This window comes from Jatrophihabitans lederbergiae (assembly GCF_031845305.1).
Taxonomy (GTDB): Bacteria; Actinomycetota; Actinomycetes; order Mycobacteriales; family Jatrophihabitantaceae; genus Jatrophihabitans_A; species Jatrophihabitans_A lederbergiae.
On the sequence record NZ_JAVREH010000018.1, the window covers coordinates 44,880 to 69,955 of the forward strand.

A 25,076-nucleotide genomic window follows, 5' to 3' on the forward strand; every position below is an offset into this window, starting at 1 on the left:
TCGCTCGCGTCAGTCCAGATCGGGCCTATCCCGAAACGGGCATCTCATGTCAGACTTAGGCCCACGCCTCGCCTCAGAAGACAAAAGCGGACCTTGCGTCTAACACCAGTCAGAACTATAGGCCCGCTGGTCGCTGCTCTGTCAAACGCCATAGGCAAACTGCTAACGTCGCCACCGTGGCCACAGAGGTTGGTGCCACAGCTCGGAGACGAGGGGCAGAGCGCGCGTGACAGAGACCGGACCTGACCTGCAGCCTCAGGGTGGCGGTGAGCCGACGACGTCCCTCGACACCTTCGCGGGCCGGTTGGACTACCTGTTCCGGACGGTTCACCCTCAGGGCCAACGGCCCTACAGCTATGACCATGTGGCCGAGGCCATCACCAGGGATCAGGGCCTCGACATCTCCGGCAACTACATCTGGATGCTTCGATCAGGCCGACGAGACAACCCAACCCTGCGGCACCTTGAAGGGCTCGCGAGGTTCTTCGGTGTCAGCCCCGCCTTCCTCAGTGATCAGCAGGAAGCCGAACGCGTCCGTGGCCAGCTCGACAAGCTGACCGATCTAGCCGCCAGCGGCCTCCAACACGTGGCCATGCGCGGCAACACGGTCGATGAAGACACCCTCGATGTGATTCATTCACTGTTGGACCGCGTTCGAGACCTAACGACTGGTTTGCGCGCGGATAATCAAGACAAGCCTCAGCAGAGCACCAACGAGGAGACCTAGGAGCAGCGCAGTGAAGTGGACCAGCGAACGGCAGTTGCGCCGTCGTTGCGACGCTGCCTTGCGCGGAATCGAAATCCCCGCCCCCTGGGACCTCGACGGCTTCCTGAGATCACTGGGTGATCGCCGCGGCCGAGAGATCGTGCTCGCCGAGGCACCCGAACTCACTAACTCCGTCAGTGCGAAGTGGTGGAAGGACCGAGACCGGGACTTCATCTTCTACGCGCCCACGCAGAGCGTGTTCTATCTCGAACTCAACGTCTTCCACGAAGTAGGCCACATGCTCTGCGGTCACGACCACCCCTCGGCCGGGCAACCGTTCGCGGGAGGGGACATGGAGGCGCTGACGACGGCACCCGACGCCGCGCGGACCATTTTCTCCCGCAGCTCCCGGTTCGACTCCGTGGAGGAGCGCGAAGCCGAATTCATTGCCTACCGGCTCAAGTTGCTGATCGAGCAGCGCCAGTCGCCCAGCGCTGACGATGACGATCCGGCCACCGCCCACCTGCGCCAGACCATGCGCCGCACGCTGGGCAGCTCAGCAGATTGAGACTTGCCGACGTTCTCAACGACCTTGAAATCGTGGGAGCCGTCGTGGTCTGGACCGTCACCCTGTTACGAGTCCGGATGGTCACCCAGGCCAACAGCCGCCTCCTCTGGTTCGCGTTACTCACCCTCACCCTCGGCCAAACCCTTCAAATCGAGGGCATGTACCGGGCCGTTGAAGACCTCGTGGGTGCCCCGGGCTCGGCCGCGGTGCTCAAGCACAGCTTCGCCCTCTTTTCCGCCGCCAACACCGCCGCGGTGGTGGCCCACCTACTTCCGCCCGGCGCGCAGCCGCACACCCCGCGCCGCACCTGGCTCGCGTTTTCCGCCGCGCTCGCCGTCAGCGTTCTGCCCTGGCTCATCGACCCACCACGAACCCTTCCGCCGAGCCTGCAGCACCGGGCCGAGTACTACGACAACACGTGGCACAGCCTCGTGCACTGGGCCAGCTTCCTCGGCTACCTCGGATGGGCGCTCTGGGTTGCCTCCCGGCTCTGCTGGCGGTTCCGGCGCGTCGAAGAACACGCCCCGACCCGGACAGCGGTCACACTTGTCGGGCTCGGAACCACCATCGGCGGCGCATACATCGTCGAGAAGACCATCACCGTTCTGGGTTGGTGGTGGGGTCACGGGCCTGCTCTCATCGAGTTCGACCAGGCGGCCGAAGCCGCCGTGCTGGCCCTGTCCGTCTCCCTCATCGCCATCGGAACCGCCTACGAGGCCGGCTGGGATCGGCTCGCCGGCCGCCGACGCGACCGACAGCTCCGGGAGCAATGGAGGGGCCTGGCCGCGTTCGTTGACCAGCTGCAACGCGAATTCCCCGACATCGAAACCCCAGCGGCGCTGACCACGGCTGAACGGCTCGTGGCCGGCGTGGCCATGATCCACGAGGGGCTGAGGCGACTCACTGCCTACGCCCCACCACCAGGCCCCCACACGCACGGTGTGATCGATGACGACCTAGCTCTGTGTCGCCTGGCGGGTTGGCTGCACCAAGCCTTGACCGCCAAGAAAACCGGTGCCCTGGACGCTTACCCGATCACCGGCTCGCCCGTGGCCGACACCGGCCGCACCGATCACACCGCCCGCTACCTGGAATCGCTCTACAGGCAAGCTGAGACCATTGAGCGGTCGTTGCGTACGCCCACGCGAGCGACGACGGCGACGGAGGTAACACCATGACCCAGGAAGCCCGGGAAACCGAGGATGAGCTGGCGACAGCCCACCAGGTGTACCGCAACGTCGCCCTCTTCGAGCTGGTGCGCGATATCCGGGTCGGGCTCAACCTGGCCTTCTACCGCACCTTCGCCGTGCCCCGGATCGCGGAACTCCTGGCGCACACCGGCGAGATCAAGACCCAGCCCCACAAACGGTCGATGGACACCGGCTTGTTCATGTACGAGCTGATCGAAGCCGGCTACGACAGCGAACGCGGCCGCCAGGTCGTGCGCGCACTCAACAAGATGCACAAGCGCTGGGACATCGCGGCCGAGGACTACCTCTACGTCCTGACCACCTTCATCGTCGTTCCCACCCGCTGGCTCCACAACTACGGCCCACGCAAGCTCACCGACACCGAGACGGCAGCCATCACCACGTTCTACCGCGAACTGGGCCGTCGAATGAACATCGATAACCTCCCGGCCAATTACCGTGACGCAGAGCGCATCTTCGACGACTACGAAGCCCGCAACGTCCGCTACAGCGACGCCGGCTGTGCACTCATGAAATCCACCGAAAACGTCATGGCCGAACAGCTCCCCCGACCACTTAAGCCGGCCGCCACGCTGCTGACGCGCCTCATCCTCGATGACTACGTGGCCGAAGCAGTAGGCCTAGCACCGGCACCCCGCGCCGGGCGTGCCCTGATGCGACTCGTCGGAACCATCCGCCGGCGACGTGGCCACCACCGCCACGCACCGCGCACCGACAGCTGGTTCAAGCCCGGCCGCAAGGTCGAAGGCGTCTATCCCAACGGCTATCAGTTCGACCAGCTAGGACCGCGGGACTCGGCCTGACCCGCGCTACTAAGCACTGATCGAAGTGGGACCGGCCCTCGGTGGTTGCGATCACCACGAGAACCAAAGGAACCTGCAGGGGGCGGTCTCAGGTGAGGGTGGCCCGGACGACGCCTCCTTGGTCCGGGCCGGTGCGGGCGATGGCAAGGCCTTCCGCCGAGTAGATCGCCGACGCTCCTGCCGTCTGGGTGAAGACGTCTCCCGTCGGGCCGGCGAAGCTGGCGAAGACGACGAACGCCCGGCAGGCGCGGGCGATGACGACAGCCCGGGCCTCTTGCTCCGGGAGCTCCTGCGGCCGGTGTACCAGCCCTGCGAGGTAGGCATCGACGTTCAGTGCCGCGATGCCAGCGACGTGCTGAGCGACGCCGGTGTCACTACAGATCCCCAGCCCGAGCCGCCACCCGTCTACCTCCAGCACCGTCGGGCCGTCACCGGGGTGGAACTGCGTCGGCTCGTTGCCGCCCAGCCACGTCTTGCGGTACGCGGGCCGCGCACCCGCCCCGTCGACGGCCAGCATCGCGATGAAGCGCCGACCCTGCTCCTCGACGGGGGCGCCCACAAGAGCGAGCGACCCGGTCGCTGCGCAGGCGTCGATGATCGGAATCAACACGTCGTGATCGCATGCGACAGGAGCCGCATCCAGCTCGTACCCGGTCAGCGACAGTTCTGGAAAGACGACAACGCGCGCCTGCGCCGCACGCACGACACCAGCGTGCGCCTCGGCGTTGCCGGCAACGTCTAGCGCACGGCAGGCCGGTTGAGCCGCAGCGACCGTCAGCGAGGGTGCACGCACCCCGACATCATCCACTGCTCCCACGCTGTGCGGCGACGAGCGCCGCCCCTCACGCCGAATCGCTTGTGGCGCAAGCTGCGGGACTTCGCGGGCTTGCGCGGCTCGGTGGCAACGATGGTCAGCGTCCCGTCTTCGGTGTTGGTTGCGGGCATCGCGGGGGTGCCGGCTTGCGTCGTGCTGCCCGGTTGACGGACGGGAAGTCGCTGACACCATGCCGCGGCGATAGGTCGTTTCAGCTTCCGCGCCCGAAGCCGCCGGTCCAGGTTGTGGCATCCGTGACGGTCCGGGCGTGGCGGTGATGCCCGCGTGCGCCGCGCGCTGTTTGCTGCGGGCGAGCGCGCGGTAGACGGTCAAGCGAGCGACGCCGAACAGGTCGCCGACCTCGCCGGTGGTGTACTCGCCCGACCGGATCAGCTCGACCAGGCGTGCTTCCTGGCGGGGGGCTCAGTTTGGGGTTGCTCGCCGCGCAGATGACCCTCGGCCTTGGCGACTCGCATGCCCTCCTTCGTTCGTGCTCTGATCAAGTCGGCCTCCATTATGTGGACAGTCCAGTTCGCGAAAGGGGCCTGTCAGACGTTGTGCATTAGGACGGCTGGGTCACCGGCTCTGATGACGCCAGGATGAGTGACGCCGGCTTGCACGCCGAGGATGAGGTTGTGGGCTCGCCCCAGGATCTGCAGCGCGGCAGGTTCGGCTCGAACGCCCACCTGTGGCTGGTCAAGCATCACGCAGCGGGTCATGCCGGCTCCGATTCGCAGCATCGCGTGGGCCCCTATCGTGATGCTTGCGCCGGCCCAGTCGTCCTCAAGCCAGGTTGGCTCCGGGCCGGTATCGAGAACGATATTGGGGCGCACTCGGCGGTTGTCGACCGTTCCTCCGAGGAGGGCCTCGGTGCTAGCGATCGAGCAGGTGGTAACGAGGTGGACGCTGGCTTCGTCGTGGTGAGGGATCGTGGTTTCTCGTCGCAGTGTCAGCGGCTGTCCCAGCGCGTGCGTGAGTGCTTGCGACGCGGCCGGGTCATCGACCCGGTAGCGGTCGCCCTGCGGGCTGATCAGCCATGGCACTCGGTCCTCATCCGCCGCTTCCGAGCGCCACTGCATCAGCCCAGCAACCGGCCGAAAGCGGCGCGTTCGCTTGCCACTGCCGATGCCGCTGTCAGGGGTGTAGGCGGCCCACTCGCGATCATGCAACAGGCCTCGAGAACCGAGCGGCGCGGCCGTCACGGCTTGACCAGCGGTGGACTTCACTGGATATCGGTATAGGCGGGCGACGGTACCGATCAGCACCGCCCGGCCGGTCACAGACATCTTGTGAGCTGCGCGATGATCACAGGCTTATCCTGCACGATCGCCTGACAGATCGGCGCAAGCACGCTGCACGTGCCGACGGGCGGTCGGCTGGCGAAGCCACTCATCGCCGGTCCCGCAGTGGGTGAAGCAGTTTGAGCGCCCGCAGCCACTGTCTCGTCCCTGTCCGTCATGTCGATCATGTTCGGCTACTCGGCCCGCGCCGGTGCGGTCCGAATCGGTCGGAAAAGGGCTGGCCCAGCAGTATCGCGACGAGTTGGCGTTTCTCGGGCGCGTCCCGCCTGAACTCGTTCGACCGAGTGTTCAGATTCCCGTTGCGGAACTTGACTCCAGCCAGGAAGCGCCGCATCACCGCCATCTTATGAGTCGGCACTTCATTGTCGAAGTAGCCGTTTCGGAGTATTACGCGGGCGGCGCCAAGCATGTCCTCGGACGCGAACAAGTAGCCAAGCGTCGCCGCGTCGTCCTCGCGAAGGGTCAGGATCCGGTAGTTGTCCAAGTCGAGGCGGAGGTCATCCAACGTCGCTTCAACGATCGGCAACGGTTCGTGAGCCATACCCATCCCTCCGCTGAGCGCCGAGCTGCTTTGCCGCCGGCGCCGTAGATGATCTTGTCACGTGCGTCTTCGAAATCGGTCCCTGTACCGCGACCAGCGCTCCGCTAGGGTCGCACGTCCCTGTGCGAGTAAGCCGTCCAGCGCCCGGTAGGTCCGGTTAGCGGCGGCGGACCGACGCTCCTCGGAAGCGGTGGCGTCTATATAGGCCTGGCTGGTGGTCAGCGAGGCGTGGCCGAGCAACGCCATGATCTCCCTCGCGGAGGCGCCGACGTCGGCCGGTCGAGTGGCGTAGGTGTGGCGCAGGGCGTGGACGAGGACACCGGGGAGCGGCGGTCCCCGACGCCTGCAGCGCGCAGTGCCATCTCGACGAGGTATTGGAGTCCGCCGCGCTGCAGTGGTTCGCCGCTGAGGTCGACGAACAGCGCTGCTCGGATCCCGACACGGGTCCACGGGAAGCGAGCGCGGCGTGTCGCCAGCACCCCACAGCGCCGGGCAGCCGACCACCCTCTCGGTCGTTTCGATCGCCTGCTCAACCTCACCGCCGAGCTCGGAAACCGCGAGCAGGACGAAGCCTGCCAGCCCCAACATCGCCGTGCCTGCGCTACCGTTTCCATCCACCTGGGGCCTCCCCATTTCGTGTCCTAAGCACCACGAATGTTGAGGCCCCAGGCCCACCCTCAAGCCCAAGCAGCCGACCGTGTCGGCAACCGATCACCACCTTTCAAGACCTCCTGCGGGTTCGGCCAGCAGCGTGTCCTGGCAGACGGTGTCTGCGGAGGGCGAGGTGGTGCGTGCCGTTTGCTGATGATGCCAACCGACGAGACGCCGCCCGAAGCCTTTGGGTGTCGATCGTGAGCGCGCTCCAGACGATCCGACGTGGCGGCGGCGCGCGGTATCAACTCTCAGACCGCACTGCACTGCGTGAAACTATTATTACCCGCAGTGCTAGGCCCGCTCGGAGCACGCATCGCGGACCGGGGCGCGCCCGAACAGTTGCTGTCGCCGTGACGACAGCAACGCACACACATATTTCTCCCCGCGGCCGCCGGTCAGATGCGGTGGGTCGAGCGCTCGCAGAGGTGTGTGCTGGCGTCGCCGTCGACCGATCCACCTCTCTCGATCGCGCTGGTCGGGCACCGGGCGTCTGTCCGGTTCCTGAGGTTGCAAGGCGGGTGCTTGACTAGGCCAGGACGTAGGTCAGAAGGAGCTGCAGAGCTCCGCCCGTAGGAGACGAAGCGCATGAAAGACGCCCAAAAGCCCGATCACGTAAGTCTGGGGACTCTGATAGGCCACCTAAAGGACGGCCGCTTTGTGATCCCAGACTTTCAACGTGAGTTCGAATGGGACCCTTCGGACGTCAGGGACCTCATGCGGTCGATCTTCCTTGACTACTACATCGGCAGTCTGTTGCTGTGGAAGGCGCAACCAAGCAACCTCGCCAGCTTGTCGTGCGAGCCGATCTTCGGTGCCCCGGAGGGCAGCCCTGAGCACATCGTGCTGGACGGCCAGCAGCGACTGACTGCGATGTACTACGCCTTCGTTGCGCCTGACCTGCCGATGCGGGGTCGATCGAACCGGTATCTCTTCTACATTCGCGTAGACAAGTTCATGGAAGAGGCCTACGACGAGGCGTTCGCTCACGACTGGAGACGTTCCATGCGCGCCGTGAGCGAGAACGAATCGGCCCAGTACCGCCGCCACGTCTTTCCGCTCTCGATCATGGGTAAAGGCGGTTGGTCTCTGGCCAACTGGGCACAGGGTTATGAGAAGTACTGGACGGAGGAGAAGGCTCGGGCCACCTCGGACGGCGAGCAGGAAGACGCCGAAGCTGCGGCCGTGCACGCCAGTAACGCCCGGGAGTTTGGTGAGCACCTCCGAGGCATCACCGAGCAATATCAAGTCTCGTACGTTGAGCTTGACCGGGACCTGCAGCTAGATAAGGTCTGCGACATCTTCACGCAGATCAACAGCAAGGGGAAGCAGCTCGACGTCTTCGACCTGATCAACGCTCTGATGAAACCTCAGGGACTTCAGCTGAAGCACATGTGGGCGCGTCGGTCATCGGGGGAGGGTCGAGGTCTTCCGATGATGGAGGTTCTCACGCCACCCATCCGGAAGACCTCGACGTGCTCAACGCTACTTTCTCCTGCCCTGATCTGGACAGCTTCTGCCTGCTGGATCGTCTCGGTCTGTCGGTGACCGGGCAGCAGGTCCAGGACGACCGTGCGGTGCTGGCCTGCCGGGTGCTCGAGCCCGATGACTGGTGCCACGAGTGCGGCTGCCAGGGCGTCCCCCGCGACACCGTGTTGCGCCAGCTCGCTCACGTTCCCCTGGGTTGGCGGCCGACGATCCTGGTGGTGCGGGTGCGCCGCTACCGGTGCACCGGTTGCGGGCACGTGTGGCGCCAAGACACGTCCTCGGCAGCGGCGCCGCGGGCGAAGCTGTCGCGGCACGCGGTGCTGTGGGCGCTGAAGTCGGTCGTGCTCGACCGGCTGTCGATCGCCCGCGTCGCGGCCGGGCTCGGCGCCTCCTGGCACACCGTCAACGACGCGGTCCTGGCCGCCGGCCGGGCGCTGCTGATCAATGATCCGCACCGCTTGGACGGGGTGCGGGTCATCGGCGTCGATGAACACTGCTGGCGCCATACGCGCCGCGGCGACAAGTACGTCACCGTGATCATCGACCTGACGCCGGTCCGCGACGGTGTCGGGCCCTCCCGGCTGCTCGACATGGTCGAAGGCCGCTCTAAACAGGTGTTCAAGGGCTGGCTGCAAGCGCAGACAGCCCAGTTCCGTAACGGGATCGAGGTCGTCGCGATGGACGGGTTCACCGGCTTCAAGACCGCCGCCAGCGAAGAACTGCCCGACGCGGTCGCGGTCATGGACCCCTTCCACGTCGTCGCGCTCGCCGGCGACGCCCTCGACCGCTGCCGCCAACGCGTCCAACAAAACACCCGCGGACACCGCGGCCGGATCGGGGACCCGCTCTACGGCATCCGCCGCGTGCTGCGCACCGGCGCTGACCTGCTCACCGACAAGCAGCGGCAGCGGCTCACCACCGTGTTCGCCGACGGCCAGCACGTCGAGGTCCAGGCCACCTGGGGCATCTACCAGCGCATCGTGGCCGCCTACCGGCACCCCGACCGTGCCGCCGGGAAGACCGCGCTCACAAAGATCATCGACGCCATCAGCAAAGGCGTGCCCGCAGCGCTCAGCGAGCTGACTACCCTCGGCCGGACCCTCACCCGCCGCGCCGTCGACGTGCTGGCCTACTTCGACCGGCCCCGCACCAGCAACGGACCCACCGAGGCCATCAACGGCCGCCTCGAACACCTGCGCGGCACCGCCCTCGGCTTCCGCAACCTCACCAACTACATCGCCAGATCACTGCTCGACACCGGCGGCTTCAGACCCCGAATACACCCTCTTCTGCGATGAGCCGGATCGACGTCGACCTGACCAGCGTCGTGCGGCTACTGGAGTACTGCGACCTTCGTGAGTTGCAGGAGATCATTACTTCGAAGACCGCGTGGCCCACCTTCGAAAGTTCTTTCGCGACAAAGGAGAGCCTTAATGGGCGGTTCGGGCAACTCGCCGAGTTGCGCAACGGCATTCGGCATAGCAGGACCGTCGACGAAGTGACCCGCAAGGATGGCGAGGCGGCGGTTCTTTGGTTCAACCAGGTCCTGGCTCAGGTGACCGTCAGCTCGTTACCTGGCAATCGTTCTGCTTGACCGACCAGTTTCTCACGTAATTCCCCTCGACCAATTCAGCTAGACGTGTCGCATACCGGCTCCAAAGGCGTTTCAAGGCGGCCCCGCAAGCCGGTCGCGCGGGCGATCGGCCGGTCGACGCACGCTCGCACAGACTCCGCTGATCCAACAACCAGCACGCGCTGTGATGCGCGGGTGACGGCCGTGTATAACGTCTGTCGTGTTGCCAGCGGCGAGCTCGCTAGCGGCAGCACGACGGACACGTTGCGGAACTGACTGCCCTGGGCCCGGTGGACCGTCATGGCGTGCATCGGCCGAACGTCACCGAGTCGGGCCAGCGGCAGTACGGTCGGCTGTCCGCCCCGGCGGAACGCTGCAGCGAGTTCTTCACCGTCGTTGTCGCTATTTCGGCGCACGACCACGCCGGTGTCGCCGTTGTACAGGCCGGTCTCATAGTCGTTAGAGGTCACCAGCAGCGGCTGACCGGCGTAGTGGCCGTCGGTCCGGCCGACCACGTCCAGCTCGGACGCGAGCCACCGCTGCGCGACTTCCGTCCAGTGGCGCACCCCTCGCGGGCCGGCGCGGTGCGCGCACAGTAGCCGATGCTGCTCGGAGGCGGTGAGGGCGGCGTCGATATCACCTGCACGGGCAGCGGCTATTACTGCGCGCTCGTGGCCGGTGACGGCGGCCTCGATTGCTGCGAATGGGTCGGCAGTGATCCGCGCGTCGTCGGCGACCTCGTAGAACTCGATGCTGGCGGCGTCGCTGTCGCGCAGCAGCTCCAGCGCACCGTCGGCGTCACCGGCGCGGATGAGTGCGGCGAGCTGTGCGATGGGACCGCCAGCGTCGAAACGGTGGACCGTGCGCAGCAGCCGGACCGACTCTGCCAGCCGTGCACCGTGAGAGTCCGGTCGGGTCTCGGCCGCTAGGTCCTGGACAACGCGGCTGAGGTCGCTACGGAACTGTTCGGTCACCGGGCCGATGTCCGCAGGGTCGACCAGATCCCCGAGGACTGCACCAGCTTCGACGGACGCGAGCTGGTCGGGGTCGCCTACGAGGACGAGCCGCGTCGAGGGTGCCAGCGCCTCTAGCAGCCTCGCCATCAATGTCAGAGACACCATCGAGCTCTCGTCCACGATGACGACGTCGTAGGGCAGGTGACTGTCACGGTTGTGCCGGAAGCGGCTGTTAGAGCCCGGACGCCAGCCAAGCAACCGGTGCAGCGTCGACGCCGGCAGTTGCGCCAGTCCTGCGCGATCGTCGGGAGACAGCGCTCCGGTAGCGGAATGCACGGCTTCTTCTAGCCGTGCAGCCGCCTTGCCGGTCGGGGCGGCGAGTGCAATTCGGACGCCTGGACTCAGACGGCGACGCAGGACAGCGATGAGTTGAGCGACAGTCGTAGTTTTGCCAGTGCCGGGGCCTCCTGCGATGACCGCGACCCGTGACAGCGCGGCGACCGCAACCGCAGCGCGCTGGTCCGCGGAGCCAGCCTCGGGAAACAGCTCGTCCAAATCTCCGCGCAATGCGTCGAGGTCCAGGTCGCCGGGCCGGTCGGCGCTGCGGCGTAGCAGGTCGGTCGCGACCTGAACTTCTTGACGCCAGTACCGGTCGAGCCATAGCCGGCTACCGACCATTTGCAGCGGGGGCCCGCCAGCGACACCGGTCACTAGGGGGCTCGCGGCGACCGCGGTAACCCACGGCTCAAGCTCGGGCCACGGCAGCTCGACCGTCTCGGAGGCGCCGGCTGCGAAGCTATCCGCGGCGCTGTCGATGTCGGCGTTGTCGGGTCAGCGACGATCTGGGTGGCGACCTCGGCCAGATCGAGCACTACCGACCCGTGCCGTGTCCCGCGGACGGTCAACGCGGCCGCGAGCAGGACCCGGTCGTCGCTTGCGTTGACCAGCGCACCCAGGCGCATCGCAACGTGGACGTCTGCGGGTGCGAGCACTCCGGCGGTTGAGAAGTCGGCGAGCAGCCCGACTGCTCGCGCAGCGATGAGTGCGCTCATGACGACGTTCCTGTCGCGAGCAGGTCAGACAGAGCTGTGACGAGCTTTGCCGGCGGATGCCACTGGAAGACGCCTGGGATGGCGCCGTCGTCGCCTGTAACATCCGGCCCAACCATGCCTCGTAGAAACAGGTACAGCACGCCACCGAGGTGCTGATTCGGGTCGTAGTGAGGTAGGCGCCACCGCAGAAACCGGTGCAGCGCCACGGCGTACAACAATGCCTGGAGCGGGTAGTGCGCGTGCAGCATCGCCTCGGCCAGTGCGTCCGGACGGTAGTCCCACGCGGAGATCGGCTCGTCGGGTTCGCCGAGGCGATTGGTCTTGTAGTCGACGATGACGAACCGCTGAGTGTCCCCTTCGCCGACCCTCAGGACCGCGTCGATGCTGCCGGTGAGATAGCCGCGCAGTAGCCCGTCGGCGACGACTGGGTCCTCCAGCAGTGCCGCGTAGGCGCGCATCGGATCTTCGGCACTCAGATATTGCCGCAGCAGGGCCGCGATTTCGCGCAGCGCGGTGACGCCGTTGGGTTGGTCGCCGCCGCGCAGCGGCAGTTCGAAGTCAAGCTCGGCGAGCCGGTCAGTGACGGCGATGTCGGTGAGAGCGCAATTGTCTGCCAGCGGCCCGAGCGGCGTGGCCAGCGATGGAAGCAGCGCATCGGTGAGCTCAGCTACGCCGATGCCGCGCATACCTGCCTTGGCAAGTTCAGCGGCAACGTGCCCCGTGATCTCGGCCTGCAGGTCGGACACTCCAGTATCGGTTGCCTCGAACACCGCGTGCACGAGCGTGCCGAAGGCTGGACCGCCCGGCAGCGCATTCATCGGTGAGACGAACGCACGTAAGGCCTCGCCGCCACCGGCAAGTGGGGCTGACGTATCCGGCTCGTCGTCCTTCTCTGTCAGTTCGGGTTCGCTGGTGACCGGCGGCGAAGCGTCGTGCACGCCGCTGGTGAGAGCGCTGTAGGAGGTTCGCCGCCAGTCAATGTCGACGCTTCGCCCGAAGGTGGCGGCGGTGAGCGTTGTCGACTCCTGCGCCGGGGCGCGCCACTGCGTCACCGCTCCCGGGTGGAATGCGGCGATGGCGAGCTGGTCAGGTGCCGCAAGCTCGAGCATCGTGCGGGCTGCGCGCTCCTCGGGGTACGGCGGCACTTGCTCGGGCACTCCGATGGCCGGATCGGCGGTGAACAGCAGCCGGTGCAGCGGCGAGATCTCGGTGTTCTTCTTCGTCGGCGCCCACCAGGCGACTACGCGGGCTTGGGCACGAGTAACGGCCACGTAGAGCAGACGCAGCTGCTCGCCACGCGTTTCGGAGAGCGCGGACTGTACGGCCTCGTCGTAGCCGGGGCCGTTACCGCCGACGTACCGGATGCGGTGGCCGTGCTCGTCGTGGAACAGCGGCACCGCGTCGGGCCTGTCGTACCGGTCCCACTCGAACGGCACGAGCACGACCGGGAACTCTAGGCCTTTGCTGGTCCAGACGGTCACGAGCTGGACCGCTGCCGCGTCCGAGTCGAGGCGGCGGCTGCGTTCGATAGTGGAGTCGCTGGCGGACTCGCGAACGCGCCGGCGCAACCAGTCCAGCAGCGCGGCTAGGCCCAGCTGGCCGGTAGTTGCTTCGGCATGCAGCGCCTCGCTGACGTGTCGCAGGTCGGTCAGTCTGCGTTCGCCGTCTATCTCGCTGAGCATTCGGCGCGGTAGCTGCTGGTCGCGGCTCACGGCCTCGAACAATGCCGCCACGCCTCGTTCGTCGAAGACGCGCAGCCAGCGGCGAACACGCAGGCCGAGCGTGTCCAGGTCGGCGGTGTCCAGGTCCGCGGCACTCCAGCCGACGAACGAGGAGATGGCTAGGCGGCGCAGCAGGTTGCTGCGTTGCGGTTGGGCAATTGCGTCCAGCAGCACGATCCAGTCGTTGCCGGCGATGGTCTTGAAGACGCTGGAGGTCTTGCGCTGGACCGACGGCACGCCGGCGCTCAGGAGCGCGTCGTGGAGCAGGTCGATCTGATGGTTGGTGTCGACGACGATCGCTATGTCGCCCGGGCGTAGTGGGCGCGGGCCGACTGTCGCACGGGCGTCGGCGCGCGGGGTTAGTTCAATGCCAGTGTCCAGAAGCTCTACGACGGTCCGTGCGACGTCGGCCACGACGGCGTCGCGGGCTGGGCCGACGGCGGTGGCGGGACCGCACGGCGCGGATTTCGATCGGTGCGCCCGGTAGCGACAGCGAACGTCCTGAGTGCCCGGCGGCGACGGGACGCACCACGATGCGGTCATCGCCGAGTGCGGCGCCGCGGAAAAGAGCTTCGAGCCCGGCGAGCAGGTCGGGGTCGCTGCGCCAGTTGGTCCCGAGGGTGCGCCGGTGCTCGGCGACTTCATCCGCGGCTAGGTAGGTGTGCACGTCTGCGCCCCGGAACGCGTAAATGGCCTGCTTGGGGTCACCGATGAGTACCAGCGTCGTGTGGCCGTGGAAGGCGAAACGCAGGATGTCCCACTGGACCGGGTCGGTGTCCTGAAACTCGTCGACGAGCACGACCTTGTACCGCTGCCTCAGCCGCGCTGCTGCGATCGCGCCGCTGCCGTCAGCGTCGAGAGTTTTCTGCAGTCGGGTGAGCAGGTCGTCGAACGTCAGCAGGTACCGCTCGCGTTTGCGTCGCTCCACCTCCTCGCGGACGGCTCGCGCGAACCGGAAGCGAAGGTCTGCTGCGGAGTTCGGTGCGCCGTCGTCCGGTCGCAGTTGTGCGTGGTGGTCGCTCACGACGGCTTTGGCGAGCTCGATTGCGCTCTTGACGTCCATGGGCGGCGCGTCGGCATTGGGACGTGACCACATGCGCAGGTAGAGGTCTTGGACGACCTCGACGGTGAGGTCGTCGACGTTGTCGACGAAGGTGATGTTGGTGTCGATGTCGGCTGCTGTGCCGAGGCCGCTGAGAACGCGGCGGCAGAACTCGTGCGTGGTGGCGACTGTTGCGGTGTCGAACGAGCCGAGCGCGTGAGCGAGCCGCTGCCAGCGCGCTGGTGCGTCTTCTGCGGCGAGGTGTCGGATGAGAGGGTCCTCGGCTTTGGCCGCCTGGCTAGGGTCTGCCAGCGCGTCGCGGGCGGACACCAGCCGGCCTCGGACGCGGTCGCGTAGCTCTTGAGTTGCCATTCGACCGAAGGTGACCACGAGCATCTCGTCGATCGTGGCGATGCCTTCGGCGACGTAGCGAGTGACGAGCGCGGCGATGGTGTGCGTCTTGCCGGTTCCGGCGCTTGCTTCCAGCACTGTGGTGCCGGTCGGTAGGGGACCAAGCAGATCGAACTCTTCGTACGCGGCAGTGCGGGCCGCGCTCAAGTCGGTCGTCATGAGGTCTCGGCAGCGCGCAGCGGGTCCCATAGGCAGTGCGCGAGCGGGGCGAAGCGGAGGGTGTCGTCGCCGGTGATGTCGTAGTCGACGAGCGCCGCGATGTCACTGTTCTGTCCGAGAATCAGCTCGTGGGCGACTTCGAGGTTCTCCCCGCCGTAGTCGAAGTTGCGCCAGCGTGTGCCTGCGACGGCGAGCGCGTCCTGCTCGGTCTTGCCAGCGGCTAGGCGTTCGGCGTACTTCTCGGATGTCTTCAGCGCGATCGGCAGTGGGCTGCGTAGACCGGCGCGGCGCAGCTCCAGCAGGTCGATAAGCCTAGCTCGGGCGGCGTCCGGGGTGACACCGCGGATGATCGTGCGGCCGGCGACGGCGCCGGCTTTGCCGACCGTCAGGGCTGTCAGGGCGTTGTCGTTGAGTTGGGCGACGAGCGCGAGGTAACGCACCCATGCCCGCAGACGCGCCCTGGGCCCGAGGGTGGAGTACGAGACGGCTAGCAGCGTCGTTCCGTGGACGCCGCCGACGGTGCCACCGAGTGAGACGCCGTCGAGGTCAAGGTCGATGTCAACGGTTCGGGCAGCGACCTGCCGTTGCTGCATGCATACGCCCAACAGCGCTTCGACCGTGCCTGCGACCGTGCCGAGGAGTCGGTGACCGAGAAGGCCCGGCGGCAGGTCGCCGCGGCGCACGGCAAGCTCTCGTGTGGCATCGAGCTCGATGCCGGACAGCCGTGCGGTCAGCTGAGCTTCGCCGACGGCCCACTCCGGCAGTCCGCCCATATCCAGCGGCAGCGCATCTTCCGGCTCGCTGTCGTCTTGCCAGGTAGCGACCTGCAGGCGGCGTCTGAGGAAGTGCTTCATGGGGTCCAAGACAAACTCGACGAGGTCGTCGAGTTCGACCGGCGCATCCAGCGGTTGCGGCAGCGGCTTGGTCAGCAGCGGTGTGGGCGCATGGCGGGGTCCGACGCTGGCTTGCGCGCCGGCCAGCCCGGACGGGTCGAAGGAGAACGGCTGGCTCACTCCCAGGCGGCCGGGCTCGAAGTTGCGGGGGTCGAATGGCTGGAGCGGGTGGGCGATGACGACCTGCTCGTGTGCCGGGCGAGCGTTCGCTGTGCAGGCGGTGGCGTCGATGGCGTCCATGAGCTCACCGAGCGGCACGCAGGGCGGAACGGTGGCGCCGCTGCGCGGGTCGGCGCCGGTGTAGGTGATGAGCAGGTGCTCCTGCGCGGCGCAAATCGCGTCGAGAAACAGCTGACGGTCTTCGCTGCGGACATCCCGCTCGCCGGTGCGCGGGTCGCGCGCAAGCGCGTCGTCGCCATCGACAACTCCATGGCGGGGGAACGCTCCGTCGTCCATGCCGAGCAAGCAGATGACGCGGTGCGGGACTGACCGCATCGGCACCAGGGTGCAGACGGTAAGGGTGCCGGTGCGGAAGCTCGCTCTGGTCGGACGACCCTCCAATCGGTGCGTCAGCAGCACCGCAACGTCGGGGCGGGTGAGTTCCACGGCGCCAGAGGACTCAGCGATGTCGTTGAGTTCGCCGCGCAGCTGCGCACCCTGCCAGGAGTGCTCAGCCTCGCCGAGGCTCGTGACCGTGTCTGCCAGCAGTGTCGCCCACTGCGCCACCGTGTGCGGCTGTTCCGTTGCTCGGACGGCCGCGTCGAGACGGTCGATGAGTTCGGCGACCCGGCCTGCGAGGTCGATGGAGCCGCTGTCGACGTCATCGAACGGTAGCGCGGTCCCGAGCCAACGTCCGTCCTCCTCCATAGCCACGCCCAGCAGCAGTCGGTCTAGCGCTGCCCGCCATGTCCCTTGCCCGACGTGGCCAAGTCCGTAGGGGGTGCGGTGCTCAGCGTCCAGGCCCCACCGTGCGTTGGTGGCGCTGACCCACTCACGGAGTCGCTCGAGGTCGTCGTCGGTGAATGCGAACTTGCGGCGGACGGGTGCGGTGCCGGCGAGGTCGAGTACCGCGCTTGCGGTGATGCGGGAGCCTGCGAGCTCGAGAATCTGGGTGAGCAGTCCGACCATCGGGTTGGTTTGGCGCAGAGAGCGGTCGGCGACCTTGACTCGCAGCTGCGTTGCCGGGTGTGCGCCGGGCTCGTCGAGCATGCCGAATGCTGCGGCGATCAATGGAGCGAACACCTCGACGTCCGGGCACATGATCAGGATGTCGCGAGGCTCGAGCGTCGGGTCATCGCGCAGTAGCGCGAGGATTGCCTCCCGCGCGACTTCGGTCTGGCGGGCGGACCCGTGGCAGGCGTGCACGACGAGGCTTCTGTCGGCCGGGTCAAGCTTGACCGGCTGCGTCGGCACGGAGTCGCGGGCGAGTTGGTCTTGGAGCGCGCCCAGTAGCGTGCCCGGGCGGGGCGGGACCGGATGGTGGACGGTGTCCGCCGGCGGTAGAAGCTGCTGTAGTTCGCGGATGTCCCGGGAGAGCGAGGCTAGTAGTGGGTTTCCTACTAGCTGCGCGCCACGGTCATCGGCGCGGCGTCCTGGGCCTGGTCGGTCGCCGGCGACGGCGTTCCACAGGGCCGGTGAAGGATGATTGAGCCACAGATGCAGGTCGCGGTGTTCGGCGAGCGCGTCGAGGACGGCAATGCGTGTGGGCGCGATGCGTGTGACGCCGAAGATCGACACCCGCTGAGGCAAGTCAACCGTGCCGGGTGCAGTCCGTAGCCGCGCGCACGCCGCCTCGTGCAGCTCGGCCGGCGCCGCGCCGAGTTCGTCGCGGAGCTGCCGGAACAGCTGCGCCTGCCAGCGCAAGTCGTCCGGTACCGCAGCGGCGTCGCCTTGCTCGTCACGTCCAGTCGCCCAGGCACGCAGCATGTCCGGACGTGAGCGGCCGTAGGCGTCTAGGTGGCGGCCGAGTTTGGCGGCGACGGCGTAGCGGCGGCCGGGGTCACCGGCAAGATGCGCGCCCAGTGCGGCGCCCCAGGGGCGCGTGTGGATGTCGTCTAGAAGCGCCATGATCGGCCACACAATGCGCGCGGGTGCCCAGACTTCGACACTTTCGGCGTAGTTCGGGTCAGCGGCGGCGACGGCTGCGTCAAGCATCGTGGTCGAGGGCGGGAACTCGACGTTCGCGCACACACCGTCACCATTGACTGCGCCGAGCACGTGACTGAGCCGTTGCGCGAGCCAGCGTTCAACCCCGCGCGAGGGCACGGCCACGACATCAGCGACGAATAGATCGGTCGGCGGGCTCGCCAGAAGCTCCCCCAGTGCGTCCACAAGCGGGTCTGCGCGTTCGGAGCGATGGATCATCGGACGCGGCACTGGGTCATCTTCACACGCTCAGGCGACAGTCTTGTCGTTCTTCGGCAACAGTCATCCGGCCGCCGCGCGAGCGTGGGCGCATCGTTCACGGTCGGGACGTGGCTGATGATTGTGACGATAACGGCCTCCGCAAGATCAACGCCTGCGTATCGAGTCGGGTGTTGCGTCGGTCAGCGGCGAGCTCACAGTGGATAAGGTCCGCCTGCCACCGACGTCACTCCCCCGACCAGGGCACGCCCGCGGAAGACACTGCGGGAAATTTGGTTATGCGCACTAGCCTTAACCAGTGACCAGCCCGATCGAAAGCTCAACTCCCCTAGACCAGGCGGTAGAGGAATACCTGGACTGGCAGGCCCTGGACAAGGGCCGCAGCCCGAACACGGTGCGCGCCTACAAGCAGGACCTCACCATCTTCCTCACCTACGCCGCTGACGTCGGCGTCACCCGCCTCGACGGCGTCGACCGCGAGCTGCTGCGCGCCTTCCAGTCCGATCTGGCCCGCGGCCCCGACCGCTCCACGCCGCTGGCGGCGCCCACTAGACACCGCAGGTTGGTTGCGCTGCGTTCGTTCCTGAGATTCTGCGCCCGCGAGGAGTGGACCCCGGGGGACCTCGGCGTCACCATCGACCTGCCCAAACTCCCCCGACGGCTACCCAAACCATTACAAGACGACGAGCTAGCGCGCGTCACCGCCGACGCAGCCGAGGACGTCGAACTCAACCCCGCTGGCCTACGAGACCGGGCACTGGTGGCGTTCCTAATCTCCACCGGCTGCCGCATATCGGAAGCACTCGCCCTCAACCGCGCGGACTGGAGCCGGCACACCGTCATCGTGCGAGGCAAAGGCGACGTCGACCGATCCGTGGTCATCACCGACCGCGCCTGCGCCGAGGTCGACCGCTACCTCACCGCGCGAACCGACGAGGGCCCCGCCTTGTTTGTCAGCTACTCCCCTGGACGGATAGGGCGACGACTCAGCGTCCGTGGCGCCGAAGCCCTATGCGAACGCCTCGGCACCCGCGACCGCGTCACCAAACTGCACCCACACAGGTTCCGTCACACCGCCGGCACCATCGTCCAAGAAGAACTTGGCGACCCCCGACTGACCGCGGACTACCTCGGCCACCACGGCCTCGGCTCCGTCGCCGGCTACACCGAAGTCAGCCGCACCCGACGAGCCGAGGCCAGCGAAGCACTCCGGCGGCGGGGAATGTAAGCCGAGAACCTATTACGTAAACCTGAGCCTTGTAGCGTGACCTGCCCCCGATCGGGCGTCCCGCGACGTCGGTCGCCGCCCGCCGGCTACCCGCAGGTGGTGAAGTACACCAGCACCTCTCCCGGGGTGTCTGCTGCCTCGTCGCCGGTGATCACGATCTGCAGGAGCGTGCGCGTGTGCTGGGAGCCGGTGACGCAGTGGACGAGGGCCTCCACGTCCGACTGCAGCGGGGCTGACCCGGGCCTCGCGCGCATGCCCGCGACGCTAGCTCTGCAGGAACAAGCAAAAAGGATGACCAACCGGATCGAGCATGACCCGCACGTGGTCTTGAGGTTGAAAGTCGGCAAGTACCGCACCGACGCCTTCGGCCCACGACACGGCTGCCTGCATGTCGTCCACTGCAAGGTCAAGATGTGTCTGCAACTGTTGTCCGCCCTCGACAGACGGCCACACCGGCCGCACATGGCCCGGTTCGTACTCAAAGTTCAGTGTCGGTCCAGACTTCCCTTTCGGAGGGCGAATCTGAGCCCAACCGTCCTCGGGCGGTGCGCCGGGATGAGGCGGCTCGCTGCTTGTGATGGGAAGACCCAGTAACTCGCTATAAAACTCGGCGAGCTTACGTGGATCCGGCGCGGCAACAGATACAGAAGTGAAATTCAATGACGGTTGGCCCATTTCGTTAGGGTAGCGCTGCAAGTTTCTCCGGCTGCGCCGCAATGTGGTGACTTGACCTGTCTGGATGTAGATGGACGTGGTCCTCGGCGTGACGCACCGGGACCCACCGGCTCCCAGCCGGATCACCCTCCGGGGCGATACCGGTCCGGTCCATCGCCGCCCGGCACACCTGCCCCCCCTCCTCATCCGACAGCCGCCGATCGCCCGGGTCGTTACGTAACACCAAGTGATAGACGAACTCCTCCGGCGCCCGCTCACACACCCGCACCAACGACACCACCTGGTGCCTGCCTAGCTCGACTACGTACTCCGGCTCCAGCCCCGGCCGGGTTGCCATCCCACGAGGTGACCAGGTGCGCATCGGTGTGCTCATTACGCCGCCCTTCGCCGTAGAGGTACTTCACCAACCCGTACGGCGAGCGACCCCGAAACACCCGCCCGATCACGCGATCACCCGATGAACGACCGCGGCGACCTGCTCGTCCCGGGCGACCGCCCGCGCGGTGGCATCAGGGGCCGCGGCCAGTTCGGCCGCGGTGACGTCGGCGCCAGCCAGGGCCTTCGCCGCCAACTTGTTCACCGCAACCCCGATGCGCACCGCCGCGGTCCGCGCCGGCATCAGCTCCGTCAGCGCCTCCCGAATCGGCGCCCCAGGCGCCTCCGTACCGCGAGCGGCAGCCAGCGCCGCCGTACCGACGTAGGCGGTCGGGCTGAGGTCCGACCAGCCGGCAGCGGCGGTGACCGCGGCGTACTCCTCAACGGTGTACCGCACATTCACCGACCGCGTTCGCGGCTCACTTTGATGCCTCCGCTCACGAGAACTCCGCACCCGACCTGACGGCTCCCCCGCCCACACCGCTGCTCACCCTGCCCACCGCACGTGCCCGACCGCGCCCGGTCGCACCGCACCCGATGTCAGCGCCGAATGGCACGATCGGTTGATGCTCGATGCCTCAGCCCGGGTGCACCGTGGTTGATTGTGTGATCGGTTTCTGGATTCGCGCTTGTGGTTTTGTTGGCTGGGCAGGTCGGTGTTGCCGGTGTGCCCGGCTTTTCCACTTGGTTTTCCGGTCGCGCCCTGGGGCTGGTGGTTTCGGTTTCAGGTTGGGGAGGGCGGGCTGAGTGCTGCGGCGAATACCGTGTCGAAGGCATGCCGCCAGGGCCAGCCGGTGGGCATTCGGAGGGCGGTTCGGCGTGCTGAGCGGCTGATCCGGGCGGGGACGTTGATCAGCTGAGCCCGGATGGTGGCCGTGACTGCCCGGGCGTGGGATGTGCCGGCGAGGGTGCCGGCGGCGCGGGTCAGGTTGAACGCGATCGCGGCGAGGACCAGCCACGCGCTGTTGGCGGCGAACGAACCCGAGGGCAGGTGCGCCAACGGCCCTTGCTTTGAGGTCGGCGGGCACCGCGGACGCTCCGGTGACCCGATCTACGGCATCCGCCGGTGCTGCGCACCGGCATAGAGCTGCTCACCGACCGCCAGCACGCCCGACTGACCGCGGTGTTCGCCGGCGAGGCGCACGTCGAGGTCGAGGCCACCTGGGGCATCTACCAGCGCATCGACACCGCCTACCGCCAACCCGACCGCAGCGCCGCGAAAATCGCCCTCGCGAAGGTCATCACATCCATCAGTCGAGGCGTCCCCGACGAGCTGAGCGAGCTGATCACCCTCGGCCGCACCCTGAAACGGCGATCCGTCGACGTGTTGGCCTACTTCGACCGGCCCGGCACCCTGGGTTACGGGCCCCACCTCGACCGGTCGGCAGCTGACATCTTCCAGTCGGCAGCTTCCTGTATGTCCCCGCGGGAGCCGTGCACTTCGACGGGGCTGAGCAAGACACTGTTATCTTGGGCACAGCGGTCGGCCCCTGGTCAACCGACTACGTCACCAGCTGAACGGCCGCACAGCACCGACGTCGACCGCCGGCCGAGTCTGGGCGTGCCGCAGGACGTTCCGCTTGCGGAATAGTCGGCGGGAGGACAAGGGTGTTGACCGGCTGTGCGGGTCGGCGGCCGTTCAGCTCAGCCAAGGCGCCACCGTTTGTCGCTCGGCTTCGATGATGGCCGCAACGTGTTCTTGCGCTCGGGGATATGGCGCGCCGGTGTATTTCCTCGCCATCTGGTCGATGATTTCCCACGAGGCGTCTTCGTCGATCCATTCGACGACTTGGCCGCGGATCACGACTGGCTCGAACGGGTTCTCGGCGGGCGCGATCGACAGCGCCATGCGTGGCGGCGCAGGTTGCGTGCTTGCGCGTACCGGGACCGGTGAAGAAGACGATCCGATCGTCCTGGGCACCGACCCAGACCGGGGGGGTGTGCGGAGAGCCGTCCGGCAGGACGGTGGCGAGGTGTGCGATCGGGCTGCCGTCGAGCACGCGGCGCACGTCGGGATCGAGCATCGGTTTGCTGCTCTCAGCGGGGATTGTCGGTGCGTGAGGATCGCAGCACCTCGTAGTGCAGGTGGGTCACGCCCGGGGCGGGGACGGCTTCGACGAGGCGCAGCTCGATGTGCTGGGGCAGCGCTTGGAAGAACGGTCGGCCGCCGCCCAGCAGGACGGGCACCTGATGCAGGATCACCTCATCAACCAGTCCCGCCGCCAGGGCCGCACTTGTGACGTCGCCGCCCATCAGGCCGACGTCCTTGTCACCGGCGAACTTCCGTGCGGCCGCGACCGCGTCCTCGATCCCCGTCGTGACCAGTGTCTGCCGCTCGTGCGTCGCTGGGAGCGGTCGGTGGCTGAGCACGACCAACGGTGCGGTCGGGTGTGGCGTCCCACCGTCAGCCCAACCCGAGTCGTCGTAGGTGTTGCGACCGGCCAGACTGGCGCCGACACGACCGGCGACGGCATCGAAGACACCGGCGCTGGCCTCGCTCAACCGGAATCCGTCGAAAACCTGGCTGGGCGTGTCACCGTCGAAGTACCAGTCGAACAGCGTCGGCCCGTCACCAAGGCCGCGACCAGCCCCGGGATCGCGCCCGGTGATGTACCCGTCGACCGACGTCGACAGTGCTACGAACACCTTGCTCATCATCGCGTGATCCTTCGGGAGTTCCGTGAAGAGACTCGAAGACCATAGCAAACGGCGTTCCGTAAGGGAACTCTAATTGCTACGCTAGTGCCATGCAGCGCACGAACTTCGGCGACATCACCTGCTCGATCGCGCGCACCCTCCACGTCATCGGCGAGCCCTGGTCACCCCTGATCCTGCGTGACGTTTGGGCAGGGCTCACCCGATTCGACCAGATCCAGGCCGACCTCGGCATCTCGCGCAAAGTCCTGACGGAGCGACTGAACCACCTCGTCGAGCACGGCGTCCTCACACGCCGTCCCTACGACCGGCGACCCCGCCACGAGTACGTGCTCACCGACAAAGGCAGCGACCTCGTCGATGTCCTGATGGTGATGGCCGGCTGGGGTGACCGATGGCTTTCCGGCAAGGCCGGCCCACCAGTCCTCTACCGCCACCACGGGTGCGGCGAGATAAGCGGCGCCGGGCTCCTGTGCACACGCTGCGGTAAGCAGATGCACGCCACCGACGTAGATCTGCTCCCCGGACCGGGCGCGGCTACCTAACCGGACTTAACACCGGTGAGCGATCCTCTTCGGACAGCGATCGCGCCATCTCTCGCTGACAGAAGCGCGCCACTTACCGTGAGGCCCACATACCGGACCCAGCGGACGGACGGTCACCATCATGATGTTGTTCATGAGAACTCACCGCACCAACGACCGCCGGAACGCCGAGCCCAACCCGCAGTGTGTGCAGTGCCAGGGTAGGTCCGCGGTCGTGCTGACCTTGGTCCACGGCTACGCCGAACGTAACAATGCGAATGGCCGGCCCGAACATCTGCTCACCGAATGGCGGTGCGAGCACGACTCACCCTACGAAGAGCCGGTGTGGATCAAACTAAATCCAGGTGCCCCTCCAAGCTCGCGTTCAGTGGGTGAACGATCCGCGTATGTGAGCGAGTTGCCCGGTTAGCAGTCTCGATCGTCGTTCGGCTTGTGCCATGGTGCGCTGGTTTGCCGTGCGATGATCCAGGGGTGACTCCGGGGCAGGCGACGGGCCGGTCGGTTCGCCTAATGACGTAACCCTTGCGTCATACAACGCGGCTGCGGGTCGGTACGTCGAGCAGTCCGCGCCGCCAGGAGCTTCGGTTCTGGCATACCTGGACCAGGTTGCTGATCTCGTCGGTGTCGGGACGGTGCTCGAGTTCGGCAGCGGCCCGGGTTGGGACGCCGCGTACCTGGAGAGCCGCGGGTCGCGAGTCATTCGGACGGACGGTGCGAGCGCGTTCGTCGAGGCGCTGTGCATAGATGGTCACACAGCCAGGCTGCTCGATGTCCGGGTCGATGAATTAGGTGGTCCATATGATGCGGTACTGGCCGCCCGGACGGCTACCTGCTGCGCAGGACGGCACGTTCGGCAAGGTGCAGGACGGAGACGGGGACTTTGAGCAGGCGCGTGTAGAACGAGGTAGCGGCGTGGGCGCGCCCTCGACATGGGCGACGGTGCCCCACCCTGGAGGGGTCTGTTGGAAGATCCCGAACACGGACGGGGGCGCCTTGATGCTGATCAGAGCCTGCTTTCCTGGATCGCGGTGGCCACCGCGATGACCTTGGCGCGGTCGGTGCGCTCATCCCGTCGCCGAAGGAGACGATGGTGCGGGCGTTGGTGAGGCGTTCGCCGTCGAGGTCGAAGCTGTCGGCGAAGTTCGTGGTCGAGGCGACGGTGATGTTTGCCGACGCCGGCGCGGATGGTGAGCTGCCGGGGTGGATCCGCCGAGGTAGCCGGTGAGGGTCTGGGCGAGGTTGGCCAGACCGGCGGCGGTGGGCTTGCCGCCGCTCCACCAGTTCGAGTGGGTTTCGACCGATGCGGCGAAGTCGACGATGTGCAGCGTCTCACGGGAAACGCGG

The 25,076-nt window shown here is 66.9% G+C and carries 22 protein-coding genes and 4 pseudogenes; 11 read left to right on the forward strand and 15 right to left on the reverse strand.

What is annotated here, in order from left to right; translation table 11 throughout:
- Positions 1-226 precede the first annotated feature (226 nt).
- The 4 genes from RM423_RS13825 to RM423_RS13840 are packed head-to-tail and all read left to right on the forward strand — an operon-like array spanning position 227 to position 3,288.
- Positions 227-727 (forward strand): helix-turn-helix domain-containing protein, encoded by a 501-nt coding sequence (locus RM423_RS13825; RefSeq protein ID WP_311423621.1) that lies wholly within the window; start codon positions 227-229, stop codon positions 725-727.
- Between the two features lie 10 nt (positions 728-737).
- Entirely contained in the window at positions 738-1,274 is a 537-nt protein-coding gene (locus RM423_RS13830; protein ID WP_311423622.1) for a hypothetical protein, read from the forward strand.
- 44 nt (positions 1,275-1,318) lie between these two features.
- Entirely contained in the window at positions 1,319-2,452 is a 1,134-nt protein-coding gene (locus RM423_RS13835; RefSeq protein ID WP_311423623.1) for a hypothetical protein, read from the forward strand.
- Positions 2,449-3,288, forward strand: coding sequence for an oxygenase MpaB family protein (locus RM423_RS13840; RefSeq protein ID WP_311423624.1), 840 nt, complete (start codon positions 2,449-2,451; stop codon positions 3,286-3,288). The genes RM423_RS13835 and RM423_RS13840 overlap by 4 nt, the downstream gene beginning before the upstream one ends.
- An 88-nt stretch (positions 3,289-3,376) precedes the next feature.
- Here RM423_RS13840 and RM423_RS13845 read toward each other — a convergent pair whose 3' ends face one another.
- The 4 genes from RM423_RS13845 to RM423_RS25630 form a co-directional block, all read right to left on the reverse strand.
- Positions 3,377-4,081: a carbon-nitrogen hydrolase family protein gene (locus tag RM423_RS13845; protein ID WP_311423625.1), complete on the reverse strand. Its 705-nt coding sequence runs from the start codon at positions 4,079-4,081 to the stop codon at positions 3,377-3,379.
- Between the two features lie 569 nt (positions 4,082-4,650).
- Complete coding sequence (locus RM423_RS13850; protein ID WP_311423626.1) at positions 4,651-5,388, reverse strand: MOSC domain-containing protein; 738 nt, start codon at positions 5,386-5,388, stop codon at positions 4,651-4,653.
- A 178-nt stretch (positions 5,389-5,566) separates the two neighbouring features.
- A complete protein-coding gene (locus RM423_RS13855; protein ID WP_311423627.1) occupies positions 5,567-5,944 on the reverse strand; it encodes a hypothetical protein in 378 nt (125 codons plus the stop codon).
- A gap of 57 nt (positions 5,945-6,001) precedes the next feature.
- The gene (locus RM423_RS25630) at positions 6,002-6,577 is read right to left on the reverse strand and encodes a tyrosine-type recombinase/integrase (protein WP_396327716.1); all 576 of its coding nucleotides are present in this window, start codon (positions 6,575-6,577) and stop codon (positions 6,002-6,004) included.
- Between the two features lie 606 nt (positions 6,578-7,183).
- Here RM423_RS25630 and RM423_RS13860 point away from each other — a divergent pair.
- Genes RM423_RS13860 through RM423_RS13870 form a run of 3 tightly spaced genes read left to right on the forward strand, consistent with a single transcriptional unit; the run spans position 7,184 to position 9,677 of the window.
- Positions 7,184-8,143, forward strand: a complete 960-nt coding sequence (locus RM423_RS13860; RefSeq protein WP_311423628.1) for a DUF262 domain-containing protein — start codon at positions 7,184-7,186, stop codon at positions 8,141-8,143.
- Positions 8,071-9,381: an ISL3 family transposase gene (locus tag RM423_RS13865; RefSeq protein ID WP_311423629.1), complete on the forward strand. Its 1,311-nt coding sequence runs from the start codon at positions 8,071-8,073 to the stop codon at positions 9,379-9,381. Before RM423_RS13860 ends, RM423_RS13865 begins: the two co-directional genes overlap by 73 nt.
- The gene (locus tag RM423_RS13870) at positions 9,378-9,677 is read left to right on the forward strand and encodes a hypothetical protein (RefSeq protein ID WP_311423630.1); all 300 of its coding nucleotides are present in this window, start codon (positions 9,378-9,380) and stop codon (positions 9,675-9,677) included. The genes RM423_RS13865 and RM423_RS13870 overlap by 4 nt, the downstream gene beginning before the upstream one ends.
- A gap of 35 nt (positions 9,678-9,712) precedes the next feature.
- On the opposite strand, the gene recD is transcribed toward RM423_RS13870, so the two are convergent.
- The 4 genes and pseudogenes from recD to recC all read right to left on the reverse strand — a co-directional run bounded on the left by recD (position 9,713) and on the right by recC (position 18,266).
- Positions 9,713-11,323: an exodeoxyribonuclease V subunit alpha gene (gene recD / locus RM423_RS13875; RefSeq protein ID WP_396327717.1), complete on the reverse strand. Its 1,611-nt coding sequence runs from the start codon at positions 11,321-11,323 to the stop codon at positions 9,713-9,715.
- A complete protein-coding gene (locus RM423_RS25635; protein WP_396327718.1) occupies positions 11,323-11,664 on the reverse strand; it encodes a hypothetical protein in 342 nt (113 codons plus the stop codon). The genes recD and RM423_RS25635 overlap by 1 nt, the downstream gene beginning before the upstream one ends.
- Positions 11,661-14,997 (reverse strand): annotated as a pseudogene (locus RM423_RS25640) (UvrD-helicase domain-containing protein). The gene RM423_RS25635 and the pseudogene RM423_RS25640 overlap by 4 nt, the downstream one beginning before the upstream one ends.
- Positions 14,994-18,266, reverse strand: a complete 3,273-nt coding sequence (gene recC / locus RM423_RS13890) for an exodeoxyribonuclease V subunit gamma (protein ID WP_311423633.1) — start codon at positions 18,264-18,266, stop codon at positions 14,994-14,996. Before recC ends, RM423_RS25640 begins: the two are co-directional and overlap by 4 nt.
- Before the next feature lie 286 nt (positions 18,267-18,552).
- On the opposite strand from recC, the gene RM423_RS13895 reads away from it, so the two are divergent.
- A complete protein-coding gene (locus tag RM423_RS13895; RefSeq protein WP_311423634.1) occupies positions 18,553-19,482 on the forward strand; it encodes a tyrosine-type recombinase/integrase in 930 nt (309 codons plus the stop codon).
- Between the two features lie 86 nt (positions 19,483-19,568).
- Here RM423_RS13895 and RM423_RS13900 read toward each other — a convergent pair whose 3' ends face one another.
- The 4 genes and pseudogenes from RM423_RS13900 to RM423_RS13915 form a co-directional block, all read right to left on the reverse strand.
- Positions 19,569-19,736: a hypothetical protein gene (locus tag RM423_RS13900; protein ID WP_311423635.1), complete on the reverse strand. Its 168-nt coding sequence runs from the start codon at positions 19,734-19,736 to the stop codon at positions 19,569-19,571.
- Between the two features lie 10 nt (positions 19,737-19,746).
- Positions 19,747-20,157 carry a VOC family protein gene (locus RM423_RS13905; protein WP_311423636.1) on the reverse strand — a complete coding sequence of 137 codons (411 nt, stop codon included), beginning with the start codon at positions 20,155-20,157 and terminating at the stop codon, positions 19,747-19,749.
- A gap of 442 nt (positions 20,158-20,599) precedes the next feature.
- Entirely contained in the window at positions 20,600-20,929 is a 330-nt protein-coding gene (locus tag RM423_RS13910) for a hypothetical protein (protein ID WP_311423637.1), read from the reverse strand.
- A gap of 327 nt (positions 20,930-21,256) precedes the next feature.
- Positions 21,257-21,544: pseudogene (locus RM423_RS13915) on the reverse strand (transposase); the annotation flags it as partial.
- Positions 21,545-21,551: 7 nt separating this feature from the next.
- Between RM423_RS13915 and RM423_RS13920 the strand changes: the two are divergent.
- A pseudogene (locus RM423_RS13920) lies at positions 21,552-21,886 on the forward strand (transposase); the annotation flags it as partial.
- A 285-nt stretch (positions 21,887-22,171) separates the two neighbouring features.
- On the opposite strand, the pseudogene RM423_RS25645 reads toward RM423_RS13920, so the two are convergent.
- Positions 22,172-22,556 (reverse strand): annotated as a pseudogene (locus RM423_RS25645) (pyridoxamine 5'-phosphate oxidase family protein).
- A gap of 13 nt (positions 22,557-22,569) precedes the next feature.
- Positions 22,570-23,187, reverse strand: a complete 618-nt coding sequence (locus RM423_RS13930; protein ID WP_396327719.1) for a dihydrofolate reductase family protein — start codon at positions 23,185-23,187, stop codon at positions 22,570-22,572.
- A gap of 92 nt (positions 23,188-23,279) precedes the next feature.
- Here RM423_RS13930 and RM423_RS13935 point away from each other — a divergent pair, with 92 nt between their 5' ends.
- Entirely contained in the window at positions 23,280-23,732 is a 453-nt protein-coding gene (locus RM423_RS13935) for a winged helix-turn-helix transcriptional regulator (RefSeq protein WP_311423640.1), read from the forward strand.
- 527 nt (positions 23,733-24,259) lie between these two features.
- Here the strand turns inward: RM423_RS13935 and RM423_RS13940 are convergent.
- A complete protein-coding gene (locus RM423_RS13940; protein WP_311423641.1) occupies positions 24,260-24,484 on the reverse strand; it encodes a hypothetical protein in 225 nt (74 codons plus the stop codon).
- A 338-nt stretch (positions 24,485-24,822) separates the two neighbouring features.
- Here RM423_RS13940 and RM423_RS13945 point away from each other — a divergent pair, with 338 nt between their 5' ends.
- The gene (locus RM423_RS13945; protein WP_311423642.1) at positions 24,823-24,957 is read left to right on the forward strand and encodes a hypothetical protein; all 135 of its coding nucleotides are present in this window, start codon (positions 24,823-24,825) and stop codon (positions 24,955-24,957) included.
- Positions 24,958-25,076 lie beyond the last annotated feature (119 nt).

Excerpts from the sequence above, each read along its gene's own strand:
- RM423_RS13840 (WP_311423624.1), top strand. The coding sequence starts at position 2,449 with ATGACCCAGGAAGCCCGGGAAACCGAGGATGAGCTGGCGACAGCCCAC.
- RM423_RS13850 (WP_311423626.1), bottom strand. The coding sequence starts at position 5,388 with ATGTCTGTGACCGGCCGGGCGGTGCTGATCGGTACCGTCGCCCGCCTA.
- RM423_RS13855 (WP_311423627.1), bottom strand. The coding sequence starts at position 5,944 with ATGGCTCACGAACCGTTGCCGATCGTTGAAGCGACGTTGGATGACCTC.
- RM423_RS25630 (WP_396327716.1), bottom strand. The coding sequence starts at position 6,577 with ATGGGGAGGCCCCAGGTGGATGGAAACGGTAGCGCAGGCACGGCGATG.
- RM423_RS13860 (WP_311423628.1), top strand. The coding sequence starts at position 7,184 with ATGAAAGACGCCCAAAAGCCCGATCACGTAAGTCTGGGGACTCTGATA.
- RM423_RS13870 (WP_311423630.1), top strand. The coding sequence starts at position 9,378 with ATGAGCCGGATCGACGTCGACCTGACCAGCGTCGTGCGGCTACTGGAG.
- RM423_RS25635 (WP_396327718.1), bottom strand. The coding sequence starts at position 11,664 with ATGAGCGCACTCATCGCTGCGCGAGCAGTCGGGCTGCTCGCCGACTTC.
- RM423_RS13900 (WP_311423635.1), bottom strand. The coding sequence starts at position 19,736 with ATGCGCGCGAGGCCCGGGTCAGCCCCGCTGCAGTCGGACGTGGAGGCC.
- RM423_RS13905 (WP_311423636.1), bottom strand. The coding sequence starts at position 20,157 with ATGGGCCAACCGTCATTGAATTTCACTTCTGTATCTGTTGCCGCGCCG.
- RM423_RS13930 (WP_396327719.1), bottom strand. The coding sequence starts at position 23,187 with ATGAGCAAGGTGTTCGTAGCACTGTCGACGTCGGTCGACGGGTACATC.
- RM423_RS13935 (WP_311423640.1), top strand. The coding sequence starts at position 23,280 with ATGCAGCGCACGAACTTCGGCGACATCACCTGCTCGATCGCGCGCACC.